The 15,447-nt window shown below is 51.1% G+C and carries 14 protein-coding genes and 1 pseudogene; all 15 read right to left on the reverse strand.

All coding sequences use genetic code 11. The features are described from left to right. Positions 1 to 8: 8 nt before the first annotated feature. The 15 genes and pseudogenes from tssE to OVA10_RS22725 all read right to left on the reverse strand — a co-directional run bounded on the left by tssE (position 9) and on the right by OVA10_RS22725 (position 15,447). Positions 9 to 461: a type VI secretion system baseplate subunit TssE gene (tssE, locus tag OVA10_RS22655; RefSeq protein ID WP_174339233.1), complete on the reverse strand. Its 453-nt coding sequence runs from the start codon at positions 459 to 461 to the stop codon at positions 9 to 11. Next, entirely contained in the window at positions 454 to 990 is a 537-nt protein-coding gene (gene tssJ, locus OVA10_RS22660) for a type VI secretion system lipoprotein TssJ (protein WP_202665841.1), read from the reverse strand. Before tssJ ends, tssE begins: the two co-directional genes overlap by 8 nt. Continuing rightward, complete coding sequence (tssG, locus tag OVA10_RS22665) at positions 971 to 2,074, reverse strand: type VI secretion system baseplate subunit TssG (RefSeq protein ID WP_174339231.1); 1,104 nt, start codon at positions 2,072 to 2,074, stop codon at positions 971 to 973. Before tssG ends, tssJ begins: the two co-directional genes overlap by 20 nt. Next, positions 2,029 to 3,792, reverse strand: coding sequence for a type VI secretion system baseplate subunit TssF (gene tssF / locus OVA10_RS22670; RefSeq protein WP_268196847.1), 1,764 nt, complete (start codon positions 3,790 to 3,792; stop codon positions 2,029 to 2,031). Before tssF ends, tssG begins: the two co-directional genes overlap by 46 nt. Positions 3,793 to 3,887: 95 nt before the next feature. Then, positions 3,888 to 4,316, reverse strand: a complete 429-nt coding sequence (locus tag OVA10_RS22675; RefSeq protein WP_174339229.1) for a hypothetical protein — start codon at positions 4,314 to 4,316, stop codon at positions 3,888 to 3,890. Positions 4,317 to 4,323: 7 nt separating this feature from the next. Then, on the reverse strand, positions 4,324 to 4,683 hold the full coding sequence (locus OVA10_RS22680) for a hypothetical protein (RefSeq protein WP_268196848.1): 360 nt from the start codon (positions 4,681 to 4,683) through the stop codon (positions 4,324 to 4,326). Then, a complete protein-coding gene (locus OVA10_RS22685) occupies positions 4,683 to 5,108 on the reverse strand; it encodes a hypothetical protein (RefSeq protein ID WP_268196849.1) in 426 nt (141 codons plus the stop codon). Before OVA10_RS22685 ends, OVA10_RS22680 begins: the two co-directional genes overlap by 1 nt. Before the next feature lie 34 nt (positions 5,109 to 5,142). Then, positions 5,143 to 6,738 carry a type VI secretion system protein TssA gene (gene tssA, locus OVA10_RS22690; RefSeq protein ID WP_268196850.1) on the reverse strand — a complete coding sequence of 532 codons (1,596 nt, stop codon included), beginning with the start codon at positions 6,736 to 6,738 and terminating at the stop codon, positions 5,143 to 5,145. Then, positions 6,738 to 10,157: an ImcF-related family protein gene (locus tag OVA10_RS22695; RefSeq protein WP_268196851.1), complete on the reverse strand. Its 3,420-nt coding sequence runs from the start codon at positions 10,155 to 10,157 to the stop codon at positions 6,738 to 6,740. Before OVA10_RS22695 ends, tssA begins: the two co-directional genes overlap by 1 nt. Further along, positions 10,144 to 11,305 (reverse strand): annotated as a pseudogene (locus OVA10_RS22700) (hypothetical protein). The gene OVA10_RS22695 and the pseudogene OVA10_RS22700 overlap by 14 nt, the downstream one beginning before the upstream one ends. 3 nt (positions 11,306 to 11,308) lie before the next feature. Beyond that, positions 11,309 to 11,575 (reverse strand): PAAR domain-containing protein, encoded by a 267-nt coding sequence (locus OVA10_RS22705; RefSeq protein ID WP_268196852.1) that lies wholly within the window; start codon positions 11,573 to 11,575, stop codon positions 11,309 to 11,311. Between the two features lie 29 nt (positions 11,576 to 11,604). Beyond that, positions 11,605 to 12,288 carry a hypothetical protein gene (locus OVA10_RS22710; RefSeq protein ID WP_268196853.1) on the reverse strand — a complete coding sequence of 228 codons (684 nt, stop codon included), beginning with the start codon at positions 12,286 to 12,288 and terminating at the stop codon, positions 11,605 to 11,607. 50 nt (positions 12,289 to 12,338) lie between these two features. After that, the gene (locus tag OVA10_RS22715) at positions 12,339 to 13,007 is read right to left on the reverse strand and encodes a hypothetical protein (RefSeq protein ID WP_268196854.1); all 669 of its coding nucleotides are present in this window, start codon (positions 13,005 to 13,007) and stop codon (positions 12,339 to 12,341) included. Next, a complete protein-coding gene (locus OVA10_RS22720; protein WP_268196855.1) occupies positions 13,004 to 14,908 on the reverse strand; it encodes a LysM peptidoglycan-binding domain-containing protein in 1,905 nt (634 codons plus the stop codon). Before OVA10_RS22720 ends, OVA10_RS22715 begins: the two co-directional genes overlap by 4 nt. 8 nt (positions 14,909 to 14,916) lie before the next feature. Continuing rightward, on the reverse strand, positions 14,917 to 15,447 hold the full coding sequence (locus OVA10_RS22725) for a hypothetical protein (RefSeq protein WP_268196922.1): 531 nt from the start codon (positions 15,445 to 15,447) through the stop codon (positions 14,917 to 14,919).

Here is a 15,447-nt window from a genome sequence, read left to right on the forward strand (position 1 = left end):
ATCTGACCTCAGAGACGGGTTGCTGAGTCCACATACTGCTGACTCTTCAGGTGTCGCAGCAGCACGCGACCTTCGGGCATAAATTCAGTGCCGTAGCGCACCAGACCGACACCTTTAAGTTCAGCATCAATCGCGTAGCACAGCTCGCCGGGGACGTTCTGCTCCAGCAGGACCACGGCGATTTTTTTCAGACGCGGCTCATATCTGAGCAGGACGGCAGACAGGGTGCCCATCAGCTCATGGGCCGTTCCCGGCATTCCCTGGAGAATTTTGGTCATATCCGGCAGGCCATAGTCCGGCAGATGAGCCAGCGTACCGGCACGGCAGTTGAGGATACGCTGCATATTATCGAGCACGGACAAAATCACCTGATTTTGCTCGCTTACCTGGTGGAGATCGAGGCCGCCGGTGAAGTTGCCATAAAGAGTTTCATACAATGAAGGACGGGATGGTTCACTCATCTTTCAGCACCTTCAGGGTCAGTCGGTTGTTGCCCGCTTCGATGACACGAGCCTTATCCGGATCAAGGTCCTCACGGCTCAGCACCACGCGCCAGGTGTTGCTCACCTGGTCCGGGGCCATGAACATGCCGGCCACCGCCACATACTGCGCACTCTCTTCCATCGGAATATCAATCATCACCGCCCCACCCGGCTGCAGGCGAATATCTTTCTCCGCCACAAGGTCTGCTTTGATGGCCTGACTGTCAGTCTTAAACAATGACGGGTAGTCGGTGCTGTCGAAGGTTTTGCGGTCCTTAAGCTGGTAGATGCGCACCACCGTCGACAGTGCCACGCCGCCAGCGTTAATGTTAACGGCCTCTCGGGCACGAATATCCAGATGCAGGGTTTTCACCTGCTTATAAAAAATCGATTTGGTCACGGCGACGGTGCCGTCCGTGACACTCTGGGTCAGCCCACAGCCAGCGAGCATCAGGATGATACCCGCGGCAAGGGCCGCCAGGGGGAATTTACCAGCGGTACTCGCCATGTTCATCGGTCTCCCTGCGGTGAAGATTTTCCTGAACCCGCTCATAGCGGCCCAGATTAATGGTGATTGTTTTGGGGTGTGTAGCTGTATTCGCCGCATTCAGCGGTCGCATCACGGCAGTGCGGCCCAGTTGCACGGCGCCTGCCTGCGGTTTACTGCTCATGGTCGCGTCCGGCAACAGGCTGCGGTCGACGCAGAGCTGCAGACGGACATCGAGGCGCGAGCCAAGGTAGACATTTAGCAGCGCCATCAGGTCCGTGTGCAGCTCCCCGCCGGGCAGCCAGCCCTGCACTTCTGCCGGATTAGTGGAGGTCAGGCGCATCAGCACCTGACTGTTCACGTCGGTGGCATAGTTACCCATCACCGGCCGACTGGTCAGGGTGACGGGCTGACTGACACTCATGGTCAGCGGCTTCTTCAGGGGCACGCGGCGCTTGTCGTGGTGCCAGATTTTCGCCTGTGTGTCTGGTGCCAGCAGGCGCACCAGCGAGGCCATGCCTTCTGCTGTTCGTCCCGGCAGCAGCATCACCGGCAGGAGTGCCAGGAAGCGTGAGGCGGGGGCGGCAATGCTGTCCGTGCAGCCATCGATGCCCAGGCCTGCCATGCCCAGCAGATACTGCGAGATGTTGTCCTTACCGCCGGCTTCAAAACTCGCCGGGTAAGAGTATTTACGCCAGATGCGGTAGTACTGGGCAATCAGCCGGTGGTTGAAGATATCGAGAAAATCCGCTGTCGCCTCATAGCCTTCACGGCGCTGGGTGATGTCATCGATATAGTGCGTCGGCAGTGGGGATTCCACGCCGTAGAGCCCCATAAAGGTTATGCGTACCGTCGGCGGCAGATGCGAATGCTCAGACAGCTCAATCCCTTTGACTTCAGAGGCCGGGAAGCCCATGCCCGGATGCGGCCGGAAGCGTACCGGCTCATGACGCACCTGCCAGGAACTACCGGTGACCGGTTTATCCGGCTGGCTCTGCTCGAGTAGCTGGCAGAAGCGATAAAAGTTCATGTACGGCATGTACTGCAGTAGCTGCTCCATCAGCCGGGCAGGCGTGGACTGTGATTCTCTTTCCACCGGATGCATTTTCCTTCTGGCTGAACGATGAGGGTGAGCTGGTTAAACTGGTTCATGTCGGCATAGAGCGCAAAGAAGCGGTTGAGCATTTCACCGAACAGGTGAATGTCACCCTCACCGGTGAAGCCGTTGCTGTCGAGGGTTACTTCGATATCCAGCCCCCGCAGCAGGTAGCCCTGCTCAAAACGCTGCAGGCGGTGGTGCTCCACATGCTGAATCGCCTCCAGACGGCGGGTGTTCAGTTCATCTTCCTGCCAGTTATAGAGTGCCAGCGTGCCGCGCAGCACTTCGGCGGTGCTCATCATGTTCAGGAACCCGGAGCCGAGGTGGCTCAGTACCCGCCAGTGAAAACGGTCTTCTGCTGGCGGGTAAACCGGCAGCGTGGGTTTGCAGAGGTTTTTCACCGTCAATGGCGTCTGCACCACCTGCTCACAGCGGTCAAGCAGCGTGCTCTGCAGCGCCCGGCGCGGTAACTGACCGTTGGTGCCGGTGATTTGCAGCGATACGGCTTCGCGCTCAAACAGCCTGTCATCCTCCCACTGGTGACCACCGAGGATAAGCCAGGTGTCATACAGTCCGGTGACGCCCCGCTTAACGCGGGTGTGGTAATACCGTGGCGGTGCGTGACGGCGCATCATTCCGCCCTTATGGCGGAAGCTGCTGAACGGGACGTATTCGGCATCACTGGTGCGGTTTGAGCCGGTGACCGAATCCACGGCATAAATCTCAGTGTGTCCGTCCTGCAGTCGTTTAGGGCGCAGCAGGTACTCACTTTCAAGGCCTGTAATGGTTAGCGGATCCGCTTCCAGGGTGAACAGGTTAATCACCGGCACACAGTGCAGACGAACCGCGTCATCAGTGACCGGCAGCTCTGACGGCCACGGCGTGCTGAACACGACTTCGATGTCGAAATACTCTGCACCGGCAGGCGGCGTGATACCGTCCAGTCCGTTGAGATGGACGAACATAAACTTGTCGCGGAAGGTGAAGTACTCCAGCAGCAGCTGGTAGCCGCTGAAGGCAGTATCCCCCTTCGGCCACAGCCCGTCTTCCTCTGCAAATCCTCCCGGCGAGAAGTACCCGTCCAGGCGAATACGGTCGGTCTGCCCGGGCAGACGCATATAAAGCGCAGCCTGCCGTCTGGTCAGCATCAGGTGCAGCTGGCTGCTGACAGGCGCATCTGCACCGAGGTACAGACTCAGGTGACTGAGGTCAGCATGAGACCAGTCCGCCTGGGTGCTGCAGGCAAAGCGCATCCGCAGCAACGAGCGTCCGTCAGGCTCGGTGCTCATGGTCACCCCTGAGATGTTCAGCGGGTTGAGCATCACATCACGGGTGGTGCGGTAGCGACAAACCGTGTTTTTCGGCCCCACCGGGCGGGAATACACTTCCAGACCCGCGGGCATCACTTCTGCCATCTTCACGGCCTGAAGTGCGGGCGTGAAGGCCACCACCGAGAGTGAAGGAATGGTACGCAGGTAGTGTGGCCAGAGCATGCTGACCAGCCCTTCGGTCAGTTCAGGCAGGTCGTCGTCGATCTTCTCCCGTAGCCGTCCCATTGAGAAAGCAAAGCCTTCGAACAGCCGTTCAACATACGGATCGGGAGTACCGGCCTTATCCAGATCCAGCATCGCGGCCCGATCCGGATGGGTCTGGGCGAATTCTTTCGCGGCTTCACGGAGGTAGCGCATTTCCGCGTCGTAATAGCGCAGGGTTAGATCTTCCATAATAAACCATTAGTTACATAACAAAATAATAACATCTATTGACACCAATAAATCACAAATAAACACACCGATAATAAAAGATAATTCAGTTGGCATCAGGAAGGAGAAACAGACTGGGCTACACGAAGGAATGTCAACGTACAAATCAAAAAGGCCAAATGAAATGGCAAAACAGTACGAGATAAAAAAGCACAAATGAACGCACGGAAGTTTTGACAGTAATTTCCACGTACAACATTTAAATCAATACTGAGATAATCAGCCAGGCCTGGTTGTATTTTAATGTCATAAAGCTTTCGAAACAAACGCTCATTATGAAGATAGAGAGCATTCAAAAACCAAAATACAACAAGAATGAAACATACCCCTTCAACCACAGCAACAGAGGGTTGAATTACTTTATTAAAAGATATAGACAAACCTAAAATACCACCACTCCATCCTTTGACCAGAAAGGATTTTTGGCTTAACCGAGTAATTGTATCCTGAATAAAATACAGTGCGGTTTTTTGTTCTTCATTCATATCTATTTCAACCCTGGTACAATACATTCAGTGCAGATGGCCCCTGCACTGAGCATTTGCGTTGCCAATTCATAAGTTCAGCCCGTGTTAACCGGGTGACGCCTCGAAGAATGTCACTGACATCATACTCTACACTTAAAGCTTCCAAACCTGCCGACTCATCCATTGCATAAACAGAATCACTCCTGGATATATTTTTTAAACGCTTTGGAGGATTTACTTTAATCAAACGAGATGCCATCAACTCAGTATAAATCCAAGGTGAACTGGTCTTTTCTGAGTCGGGTTCAACGCAGCTCAATGCATTCTCACCTTCAATAAAAATTAAGCATTCTGTTTGGTCCATCATTGATAACAATGATGACATCAACATAACATGGGCGTGTGCTGTTGAAACATTCCTCCCTTTATACGAATAGTGGCCGCTATCAAGCAAGTTATGCCTGTTATCCATTTCCCGGAGAAGATCGTCAGAATACTCCCATAAACAAGCATCAATAAATGCCCGAAGGCCAAAATGTTCGTATAACCAACCAGCAAAGCAAATAGTTTATACACATCTCGGTGAGAATGTGAAATAAATACATCTGCTTCCACTGGTGGAAACCATGCACCAGTCAAAAGACTGGCATCCAAAATACTATTGCCATCAAACAAACGAGATACCACATTAGTGGGAGACTCCGGCTTCATAGTTGCCAAAATCTCATCCCCTTTTCTTTTATAGTAGTCACGACGAGAGCTAATCATCAACTCTGATTCACTAAGGTTTATACGATACTTTTTGTACATTATGTCTCCTTACTGTCAAACGTTTAACCGAAATCTATCCGCACAGTACCGTAGCCCGAACAGGATCAATTGCAATCAACCCTGCCAGTAGTTGTTCCATGAAGGGACTCAGGCGAACCTTATCAGCCTCACTGCGACCGGCTTTCATGCGCAGGAGTTTCAGATGGCGGGCCTGGACCTCAAACAGCAGTTCAGGCTCCCAGTTGCTGAGGGTCACTTCACGGGCCCGTTCACCCAGTTCTGCAAACAGGTGCACCGCCAGGTCATTTTTACCGTACTGCTCGGCAATGCGGCCCATCAGCAGACGCAGCAGCCACTTCTGACGATCGGTGGTCATGCCCGGCCGGGTCTGTAACCAGCCAAGCGCGGCATCCGGACCTTCACTGTCGGCCAGTGCCACGGCTTCCGGCTCCAGCGCCAGAATGTCGTCGTGACCAGAGGTGACCGGGGCGGATGGCGTGTCATCACCCCAGCCGCCGGCGGTGTCCAGCACGCTCTGCTGGATCCAGTTCAGCGTCACTTCATCCGCAAACGGCGTGCCGTCACTGAACGCCAGCGTCTCGAGCCCGGACAGACGAGACAGCAGCCCTTTCAGGTCGGCAGCAATAATGTCAGCCAGGGTGTCCTGACCGGATTTCGTCAGGGCCTGGTGGATGTACCACTGCAAATCCAGCCACAGGTGATTGGCACCGCGCGAAAATGTACTGTCGGCCGTTTCCAGCATTTCAGCCCAGTTCTGCTGCAGGTAGAGGCGTTTGAGTAACGCGCGCTGATCCGCCCTTGGCGGCTCGATGCGTGTACGCCCCTGCGCATCCGGGGCCGGGATGGCCTGCAGTGTATCGTGACGCAGGCTCTTCATCAGATGGTGTGCTGACAGCCAGCCATCTGGCTGCTCGCGCAAATATTCGGTCAGCGTCCGGGCCTGGGCCAGCAAATCCTGACCGGACGTGATCCGCCCGATGGTCGGGGCATCGCTGTGGCTGGCAGACGACGGAGTTTCGCTGGTACTGGCGTTCTGCGGTACCACCGCATCCACGCCGCCCGCTTTCTGCAAACGGCTTTCCAGCGCGCCGTACAGCGCATTGAGGTCAGGACGGGTTTCATCCGGCTCATTTTCGGTAAGTCCGGCTATCAGCAGCAGCGCTCCGGTGGTACGCATCGCCTCTTCCCTGACCACTTCCGGGTACAGGGAAAGCGAGTCGGTCATGCGCGATCCTGCCAGCCATTCCAGTGCGGCCTTACGGCTGCGGTCACGCTGCGGGTGCAACTGTGCACCAAAGCGCTCCAGCAGACCAGCCAGCAGTTCGAGTCCTTCGACCAGCCCCTGCTCACCTTCGCGGTGCAGCTTCGCCCAGCAGTAGTACGTCCCCACGCGAATATCTTTGGCGGTGGTGGTCAGCAGCTTCTCAGCCAGCCGACAGATGAGCTCGGTATCCGCGCCGGAGAGTTTGTTGACCTCTTCACGCATCTGCTGGAAGTCATCGTCATAGCCGGGATCCTCACCAACGGGCGATGAACCGGACAGCGGCTGCAGCCAGCTGTCCCACTGCGCCACGCGCTCACGGGTGGCGTCAAGCAGAGGTGCCTGTTCGGTCTGGCAGGCACTGAGTAAGGCATTGAGTGTGCTCATCAGTACGTCCCCCCGTCGTCACTGGCCGTATCTGTCGCCGGGTCTGAGGGCACGATGCCGGTGGTGCTGAAGATGGTTTCCGGCAGATGGAAATTGCGCAGCTTCAGCAGCACCAGCGGGCCTTCTCCCGCTTCGGTACGCAGGGTGTAATTGAGCGTGCGACCATCCTGTGCCTTCCAGCTCAGGCTGTAACTGCTGCCCACACCCGGGTAAGCACTGACCGCGGCTTTATCGAGCAGGCGGATCCAGCCCCAGGCTCCGGGAATATCGGCGTACTGGCGGGTGCCTGCCTGCGTGCTTATCCAGCTCAGATTCGCACCCGGAGCCTCAGTGTCTGCAGGCCAGGTGAAGCGCTTCCACGCCGGCAGCTGGTTCACGTAGGTCAGCTTCTGGCTGTCGATAATCATGTCGGTCTGCATCACGCCATCGGCAGTACCCGGGCGCAGTTCGAAGTTCATGCCGGCGTTGCCTTCGGTGAAGGCCACATCCGAGATATGACTCAGGGTGTTGATGGCGTTGAGGAATGCCGGATTAAACGCCAGCCCCTGCGAGTTGATGCTGTCCGGCACCCAGTGATTGCCCTCTTTGTGCAGCACACCTTTGAGGCGGGTCTGCAGGAACCGAGCAATACGCCCGGAATCCGCGTTGAGGTATTTGGCGAGCAGCGGCAGAGAAACATCGCTGCTGGAATTGTTAAACGGATAGCGGCCACCAAAGGCACTGTTCCATTCAGCCACCACCGCCTGCTGCCACTGAGCATTGAGGCTCTCGGCCGCCGGGGTCAGCACCTGCTGCCAGGCCTGCTCCATCGGATTCACAAACACCGTACGCCCAAAGCCGCTCCACTCCTGACCGAGGCCTGCGGCAATCAGGCTGCCGTAGTCACGGGTTTCAGTCAGGTCCACGGCTTTGCCCTGGAACACCGTCTGGGCAATGGTCTGGGTCATGGCCTGCGGATCAGCGGCATTGGTGACCTGCTGCAGGCGCAGACGCACCTGCGTCACGCGAGTCAGGTATGACTGCAGGCTCAGCGCCTGCGCACCGGTATTGCTTTTATCCATCAGTGCCAGTACCGGACCAAAGGTTGCATCCAGCGGACCGTGAACGCCGGCGCTCTGGTCAATGGCATCCTTGTTATCACCGCCCAGCAGATTTTTGGCTGATTTCACCAGGGAGTCTGAAATCGCCTCACCAGTCTGCCCGGTGCGCCCCTGCACATTCAGGGTGTTCATCAGCGCCACCAGAGGTGACTGGCGCACATCGGCCATCAGGGTCAGCTGGTCAATGGAATCTGACAGCGTCACGGCCTGGTTCCAGCGCAGGCTGTTGAGGAATTCCAGCCAGGCCCCGCCAAAGTCTGCGAAATAGCGTTCAGTCAGGCGCGTTTTCAGCGCTTCCGGCGAGGTCTCGTCCTGTTTATTCACCTGGCGCTTGCTGTCAGTGAGCACCCAGTCGAGTTCGTCCCGGCGCGCCTTCACCACCTTTTCGATGGCCGGCTGCACGGCCTGCTCCCAGGCCTGACGGGTAAACATGCCCGGTACAATTTCGGTGGTGCTGAACAGACGGGATGCATCAGTATCGCCGGTCATGTCTTCGAGGCGCATATCGACATACAGGTGCGCCACCTGAGAGAGCATATTCTGGTACAGGGTAGATTCACTGTTACGCACGCCCATCAGGCGAACCAGCAGGGAACGCGCCTGGCTGATCATGCTCTCATCTGCCTGCAATTTCCACTCCGGGTGCGCAACCAGCTGCGCGCCATAGAACGACAGCAGCGACGGTGCCACGCCCTGCCAGACACCGTCTTTCACGCCATCACGTTTTGGCCAGTCGTGCAGCAGTGCCGAACTGAACCAGGCGGCGTCCATATGCTCCGGACGCGCCAGCATCATGTAGAGCTTTAGCTGGGCATAGGTGGTTTTTGCCATCTGCTCCCGCAGCGGGCTATCCGGAGGCAGCGCGTTAAAGGCACTGACCTGCTTCTGCAGATGGTCTGCAGCCGCATCCCGCAACAGCGGCAACGCGCTGTCCTGATAGCGTGGCCAGAGTGCGGCCAGCAGGGCGTTATTCTGGCTCAGCCCGGCCTTTTCGTACCACGGCACACCATGCTCAGAACGGTACTGCAGACGGGCCAGCGTTTTCTGCAGTTCAGACAACGCATGCAGGCGCTGCGCCAGCGGCTGGTTTTGTCGGACGGCAAGTGCGGCCTGAGCATTCGCGCCGTCAATCTGGCTGCGGTTGGTGACATAGGCAATGCTCATCCACACAGCCCAGCCCACCATCGCCAGGGCAGCGACTGACACAAACACTTTACGCCATGGAATGCCCGGCTTGCGCGGACGGAGTCCGGCAGGAAGCGTGCGTACAGACTCAGGCAGAATATCCCAGCGCTTATCCATGCCCCAGTGGTGCGTCACGGCACGTTCAGCACCGGCAGAGGGCTGACTGAACACCACACCGGCCAGCGGCAGCGGGCGGTACGGATTGAACATTACCGACAGCGGCGCGGTCACGCTCTCCGGTTCGCGAATGAGCAGGTCGGCAAGCAGCAGCAGGAAATTATGCTTCACCTCGCCGCAGGTCTGCTGCAGACCCTGTGAGGTCAGATCTGGCGTCAGGGCGGAGAGTTGCTCTGCCAGCCCTTCAGTACGACAACCGGCAGGCAGCAGACAGCCGGTCGCCTGCGTAATGCGCCCTTCCGGTTTACCGGCGCTCGGGTGCAGGGACCAGACGTATAAAGGGAGTTTCCAGCCAAGCGTTTCCATACGGGCACTGATGGCATGAGACAGGGAATCCATGGTGCTTTCTGACGGAACCGGCAGCGGCGGCTCCAGCCCTGGCGCAGACAGTTGGTCAAAGGCCGAGGTGACCCACACCAGACCATCCACAGGGCGGCGACGCAGTTTGCGCAGCGCGGTCAGCCAGGCGCTGTCTGCTGGCGTATTGAGGTCACCGCCCCACAGCAACAGTGTACCGCGGTCTTCCTGCCAGAGCTGAGCTGTAAGACCTGGCGTCAGCTGTTCCACCTCAGAGGCGGTGCCGGTTATCAGCAGGATGCGTGTTTTACGTCCCCAACGCCGACCGTAGAGGTTACGCATGGCGTCACGGATGGTATCAACGGTGACATTGCGAGGCGCGGTCTGCTTGACGCGACCTTCATCGGCAGGCAGGACACTTTTACGCTTCGCCTGAAAACGCGACCACTGTTGTTTAATCGCAAGGCTAATGGTTTTGCCATGGCGGACAAGTAGCAGAAGGATTATCACCGCCACAAATACCAGCAGCTTAAGGCCGTTACTGGTCAGTCCGAACGCATCACCCTTTTTCCAGATGGCTAATCCGATCGCGGCAGCAATCAGCGCAGTAATACTGATGCGTCCCCAGTTACCACGCCACACTGAGTTATCCTTCGCCATTCATCAGATTCCCTGTAGTTACGGTATTTACAAATCGCTGCTCTTTGTTACCCGAAAGCATCAGGCAATCTTCTTTTGTGAGCATGGTTATATCACTGACGACGGCGGCCATAATCCACGGTGAGAAAGGGCCGCTGAGTCCTGCATATTTCTCAAGCCAATGGCACTGTTGGGGGCTTCCAGTTGCCTTCATATTGCTTTGCACTGGCCAGAAGAGTGGAAAAATCATCACCCCATTCTATGCTGTCGCCCACAATTGCACGCGCGGCAATAGCCTGCGACTGGGTTGAGAAAAAGGTGTCGAGCTCTTCACTCAGCTTTTGGGTTGATTCAAGCGACATAGGCCGAAGCAGGCGAGCGTGATGGTTTAGCTGATACTTCGTTGCGACATCATCAGAGGTCAGCATTAAAGCCGAGAGCGAATCACTGTACTCATTCCCTCCCTGAGTCTGGTGAACCAACAAAAGCTCAACATCCAGAATCGGGGCTTTAATGCGTTCGCCCACCCAATCGAAGGACCGGTCTTTAAGAATCGTCAGTAATGGTACGGGATACGCCTGTCCAACTAACTGGAGCCAGCATGCTGAAAATTCTCTCTGCAATGTCTCATCAGGATCGTGAGAATCAGTCAGTAAGGTTGCGTGGAAAGGGAGGTCAGATAAGCGCTGTAATTCTGATATGTCCAGGCCCCCAATCAATGCTGAGAAAGCATCCTCACCAACAGGTAACGCTATTCCCCGAGAAAGAGAGCTACCCTGTTCGAGATCTTTGGGGGCCAGCAGAAATGTGGATGGCGTCAGTTCATCAGGCAGGATAACCCGACTATACAGAACCGCCAGATAACGCCCGGCCCAGGAAGTCCATTGCTGCTGTGCATAATCTGCTTCATCGGATTCAAACTGATGACTGTCCATTGCGTGGTTATACATCCAGCCGCGAATACAAATCGTTACGAACCAGATAAAAAGAGGGCCTCCGGCAACAATCCAGAGGTTAAATTTTTGCAATTCACCCAGAAACTGATTGGCATGGAGTACAAAGAGCAACACTCCAGCAATAACAGCAACAAGGCCTGCAATCAGCCAGATGACCAGTGAAGGCTCATCAGGTTCTGCAGCAATTGTGGCTTTCTGACGCTCCCAGCTCATAACTTATCCTACTGAACAATCCGGCGCACTGGAGATAACATGGCAGCCACATTCACATTCGCAGCCATCCACAACAACTTGTTTACCATCCGAAACCCATTCCGGTGATCCTTCGATAATGGCATTAACACCATGCCCTTCAACAGGACAATTAATTTCGTCGCCAACAAGAGCTACTTTCTTTCCGTTCACAATCATGGTCGAAGATGCAGATATAACCTCACCGCCGTGAGTGGTTTTATCTCCGAGCAAAACAAATCCTTTGGACATATCACACCTAACAAATTAGTTTGAATGTTTTAATTGAGTAGACGAAACTGAATCCACCCTTTTTTGATTTGTGGAACAACATCATCATTGAGGAATGCAGAACAAATACCAAGCTCACCGACGGCGAAAACTGTAGCAGGGTATCCGACCAATATATTTTTCCTGCCCGATGGGTCTGACTCCTCAACATCAGGAAGCCCCGTTTCTGCGTAATTATTAGCTTTTAAATATTGATTGCAGTCAATACTAAAACCTTTATCATTGACTTCTTCTAACGGTGCCTTCTCTCCAATATCAAGGCGAACAACCTTACCATTAAATTTATCGCCAACAGAAAATCGTTCTTTCGAATCTCCTTTTAAAAAGCGAATGGTGTTTGCTGAAACAATCATTTCACCCCCTGAAAACTTAGCATCCGCCCAACCAACAACATTTAAATCGGCATCACTGTTTTCATGATAAAAGAATATGGTAGGTACATTGTTCTTTACTTGAATGTATATTTCATCAGTGGCAGCAAGTTCAGGGGCGGGACTTAAAATATATTCACCAGCATCTTTTCTTGGATTGTTAGCCAAAACCCCATATTCTTTTAAAACTCCCTTATCTTTATAAACCCAATAGCCATAATACAAACCATCTTTAATTTTGATGCCATTACTGAATGCAACGGCAGGTAAAAACAAAGCAAGGAAAGACACTAACTTAAACATTATCCCATCTCAATATAGAATGAGTTGCGCATACTTTCCAGATAGCTAATTTAGCTAACTCTCTTGAAAAGCATCCAACCTTTTAACACCTCAACCTTATTATTCTTATTCAAAATGGAGTTGCACAAGCCATCATTACTCAATAAAACACTACTACTATAGTCTTCCATTGGATCGTTTTTTTTCTCTTTACCTCCATGTTCTTCGTTTGATTTAAAATATTCAGAACAGTCGATCTTGAAAACATCATTTTTTAAAATTTCTATAGGCGCAATTTCAGATGTTTTTTTAGCCTTCTTATTTCCAGAGAATTTAACACCCACCTTATATTTTATGTCACGATCACCATCACCATCGGTATTATCATAAAAATTTTTTGTGGTTGGAGCATCGATTAATATTACATTATCATTCAATTGGATGTTTGCCCACCCAATAGTTGGGCCACCTTCAATTTCTTCATGCTTGAAGAACACAGCACCAGAGCCCTTATTGATTGCAATATATATTTCATCGTTGGACTGGTCATCAATTTTATTTTTTAAATAATAAACCCCATCAACCTCATCAATATTCCCAACAATGCCAGCTATAGTCTTATAATTGTCATTAGGTCCATATGCCCATTCGAGATGATATAATCCAGATTCTAAAGAAAAAGCACTTGCATTTGAAAGAAAAGGGAAAATAAACAGAAAAATCACTAAAAATATTTTCATTGTACAATCTCCACGTGGAACGCCGGCTCACCGCTATGCAAAAAAGGGCTGATATATTTAAAACCATCATTATTGGCAGCATATTCCGTAAGAGCCTTATCAAAGGCTAATAACACACTTCGCTTACTTGATAGGTTTTTACTAATATCAAATACATTTCTCTCAGCATACATTTCTTCTGAAACACAGTGACGTGATACTAATCTTCCTTCACTTTGAAGTTGAATTACTTTTTCTGTCATAGCTGCTTTAACTGCAGCTGTTTTGCTATGATCATTCCCACCGGCATCTATGGCCGCTTTAATGACCTCTCTCCCAGCTTTAGCATAATATGCTAACTGTGAATCTATCCCCTTGCTTTGCATATTACCGTACATAGCATTCACTTGTTTTTCAACAGAACGTAACGTACTAGTTATCATGATTTTATGCACCCCTGACGATTTCATTATTTCTTTTATAATATCAAGGGAATGATTAGTTACCAGATTTTTCAAACTATGAGGAATATCTTTAGAAAAATCCACCACCGGCTCAAAGTCGTTAACTACAGATATTTTCTTTACATTCCCCTCGGAAGTAGTCTGATGCTTCTCTGGTTCATTTTTACTTCTACCAACAACAGACTTATCCGTCGTCGTAGTTTTTATATGAATTACATTGCTTTTCTTTTCTGAGTCTGCAGACTGACTTCCTTTAGGCAACACAATATGACTTCTGGCATACTCTATGGCTGCTTTAGTATTAGCATTTTCAATTCCAACACTTTTGAGAATCTCCTTTTTGGTTTGTTCAGAAACATAGCGGCTAACATACCCATGTTTTTGATTACCGTCAGGTATTTTCAATTTAGCACCCACGCGTAACATGTTTACGTTATGAATCTTATTAATTCTTGCCAATTTCTCTACTGATACACTATATTTCTTCGCTATTGCTGATAAGGTGTCACCTTTCTCAACGGTATAAGTTAGAGTCTTATGCGTTTCATCGGTTTCTTTTTTACTAATTGATTTAGCTAATTCTTTGTAATTATCAGCAAGAATAGTAAACACAATTTCTGAACCTGCGATAGCATTGACTGATTCAGTCATCCCGTTTGCATCAGTCACGCCTTTGATAAAAATCAGAGATTTCTCATAGTCTGACACTAAATTTGGGCATATTGAACTTGGAAAGGGAGAGATTGCAGCAATATAATTTTTGTTCTTGAATGCTGTATTATTTCCCGTAGACAGTTTAAATTTAGTATTAACTTCAGTATTTTTTAGTAATCCTTCCAGAGCTGATAAATGCTTAGTGATATAAAGCGCCCACTTCTTGCCATCTGCACTTTTCTCACGTGTACCATCAAGATATTTCCCTAAGCTATAGGCACCATCATGATGCAGTAAATAAAGCCATTCCCAGTATTCACTTTGATCTGATGTGTAACTCTCCATCACCTTCGATTTGTTAAGTAAAAAGGAATAAATTACCGCATAACATCCTTTTTCAGCGTCAAAAACTTCTTCATTACGAAGATCTAGTTGAAAACCAAGAATGTCTTCAGATTGTGTCAATGCATCTTTGATAAAACCAACTGTTCCTTGTGCTAAACCAGCTGCACTAGTAGTCCCTGCTGCCGCATCGGGGTTAAACCCGGACTCGACCTTAGTTGTTAATAATATATATGATATCTCTTTATAACTTAATCCATAGCGGACAGCTATGGTAATTATCATATCTATAATAGCATCCTGAACATCTTTATCAGCATCTCCTGTTGTACGGCTGTTACCTCTTAGCTTTCGGGATGTATCTATATCCGGATAGAGTGAGATTAACGAAAATGGCTTAATCTGATCATCAAAATATGCTTTTCCTTTCTTGGCATTTAAATACTCATATAAATCAGACATACCATACCTCAGCGATTGCTAATAAAGTCTATATTTGTATTGTCGTACGGGTTTTTCATCTCTCGAGATCTAAGCTCAGGAAGCTTGTTACCTGTAATAAAGTCACCTGAAAGATCAATAAATGGGGCATCAATATAGGACAACAATGAACCCTTTACGCTCTCCTCTTCATCCAAGCCTAGATGGTATCCGATCACAATATTTTCACTGTCATAGCATTTCATTGTGGAGGGGACCCAATCACCAGGCTTAACTACATCATTAAAGGAATAACCCTGTCCTTCCAGTAGGACTTTTTGGCTATTCGGGATGTACGGCAAAGAAAACTTTTTGTTATTTGTGCCATTTTTTATTTCCAAATGGTAATTTTTACAAATATTCTCCATTGGGCTTTTTTGATTCACCTGGCATTCAGCACTGACCTTTACCAAAGCTGCGCCACATTGCATTTGTGCTGATTTAGCATTCCATGTGCCACTTGCAAAAGTAAAAAATGGAGCCAGCAACATGCATAACAAAGATTTAAACTTAAAAGTCAT

The sequence above is a fragment of the Lelliottia sp. SL45 genome (genome assembly GCF_026672535.1).
Classification (GTDB): Bacteria; Pseudomonadota; Gammaproteobacteria; order Enterobacterales; family Enterobacteriaceae; genus Enterobacter; species Enterobacter nimipressuralis.

Excerpts from the sequence above, each read along its gene's own strand:
- OVA10_RS22715 (WP_268196854.1), bottom strand. The coding sequence starts at position 13,007 with ATGAAAATATTTTTAGTGATTTTTCTGTTTATTTTCCCTTTTCTTTCA.
- OVA10_RS22695 (WP_268196851.1), bottom strand. The coding sequence starts at position 10,157 with ATGGCGAAGGATAACTCAGTGTGGCGTGGTAACTGGGGACGCATCAGT.
- tssG (WP_174339231.1), bottom strand. The coding sequence starts at position 2,074 with ATGCATCCGGTGGAAAGAGAATCACAGTCCACGCCTGCCCGGCTGATG.
- OVA10_RS22675 (WP_174339229.1), bottom strand. The coding sequence starts at position 4,316 with ATGAATGAAGAACAAAAAACCGCACTGTATTTTATTCAGGATACAATT.
- tssE (WP_174339233.1), bottom strand. The coding sequence starts at position 461 with ATGAGTGAACCATCCCGTCCTTCATTGTATGAAACTCTTTATGGCAAC.
- OVA10_RS22725 (WP_268196922.1), bottom strand. The coding sequence starts at position 15,447 with ATGACTTTTAAGTTTAAATCTTTGTTATGCATGTTGCTGGCTCCATTT.
- tssF (WP_268196847.1), bottom strand. The coding sequence starts at position 3,792 with ATGGAAGATCTAACCCTGCGCTATTACGACGCGGAAATGCGCTACCTC.
- tssA (WP_268196850.1), bottom strand. The coding sequence starts at position 6,738 with ATGAGCACACTCAATGCCTTACTCAGTGCCTGCCAGACCGAACAGGCA.
- OVA10_RS22685 (WP_268196849.1), bottom strand. The coding sequence starts at position 5,108 with ATGTACAAAAAGTATCGTATAAACCTTAGTGAATCAGAGTTGATGATT.
- OVA10_RS22710 (WP_268196853.1), bottom strand. The coding sequence starts at position 12,288 with ATGTTTAAGTTAGTGTCTTTCCTTGCTTTGTTTTTACCTGCCGTTGCA.
- tssJ (WP_202665841.1), bottom strand. The coding sequence starts at position 990 with ATGGCGAGTACCGCTGGTAAATTCCCCCTGGCGGCCCTTGCCGCGGGT.
- OVA10_RS22720 (WP_268196855.1), bottom strand. The coding sequence starts at position 14,908 with ATGTCTGATTTATATGAGTATTTAAATGCCAAGAAAGGAAAAGCATAT.
- OVA10_RS22680 (WP_268196848.1), bottom strand. The coding sequence starts at position 4,683 with ATGTCATCATTGTTATCAATGATGGACCAAACAGAATGCTTAATTTTT.
- OVA10_RS22705 (WP_268196852.1), bottom strand. The coding sequence starts at position 11,575 with ATGTCCAAAGGATTTGTTTTGCTCGGAGATAAAACCACTCACGGCGGT.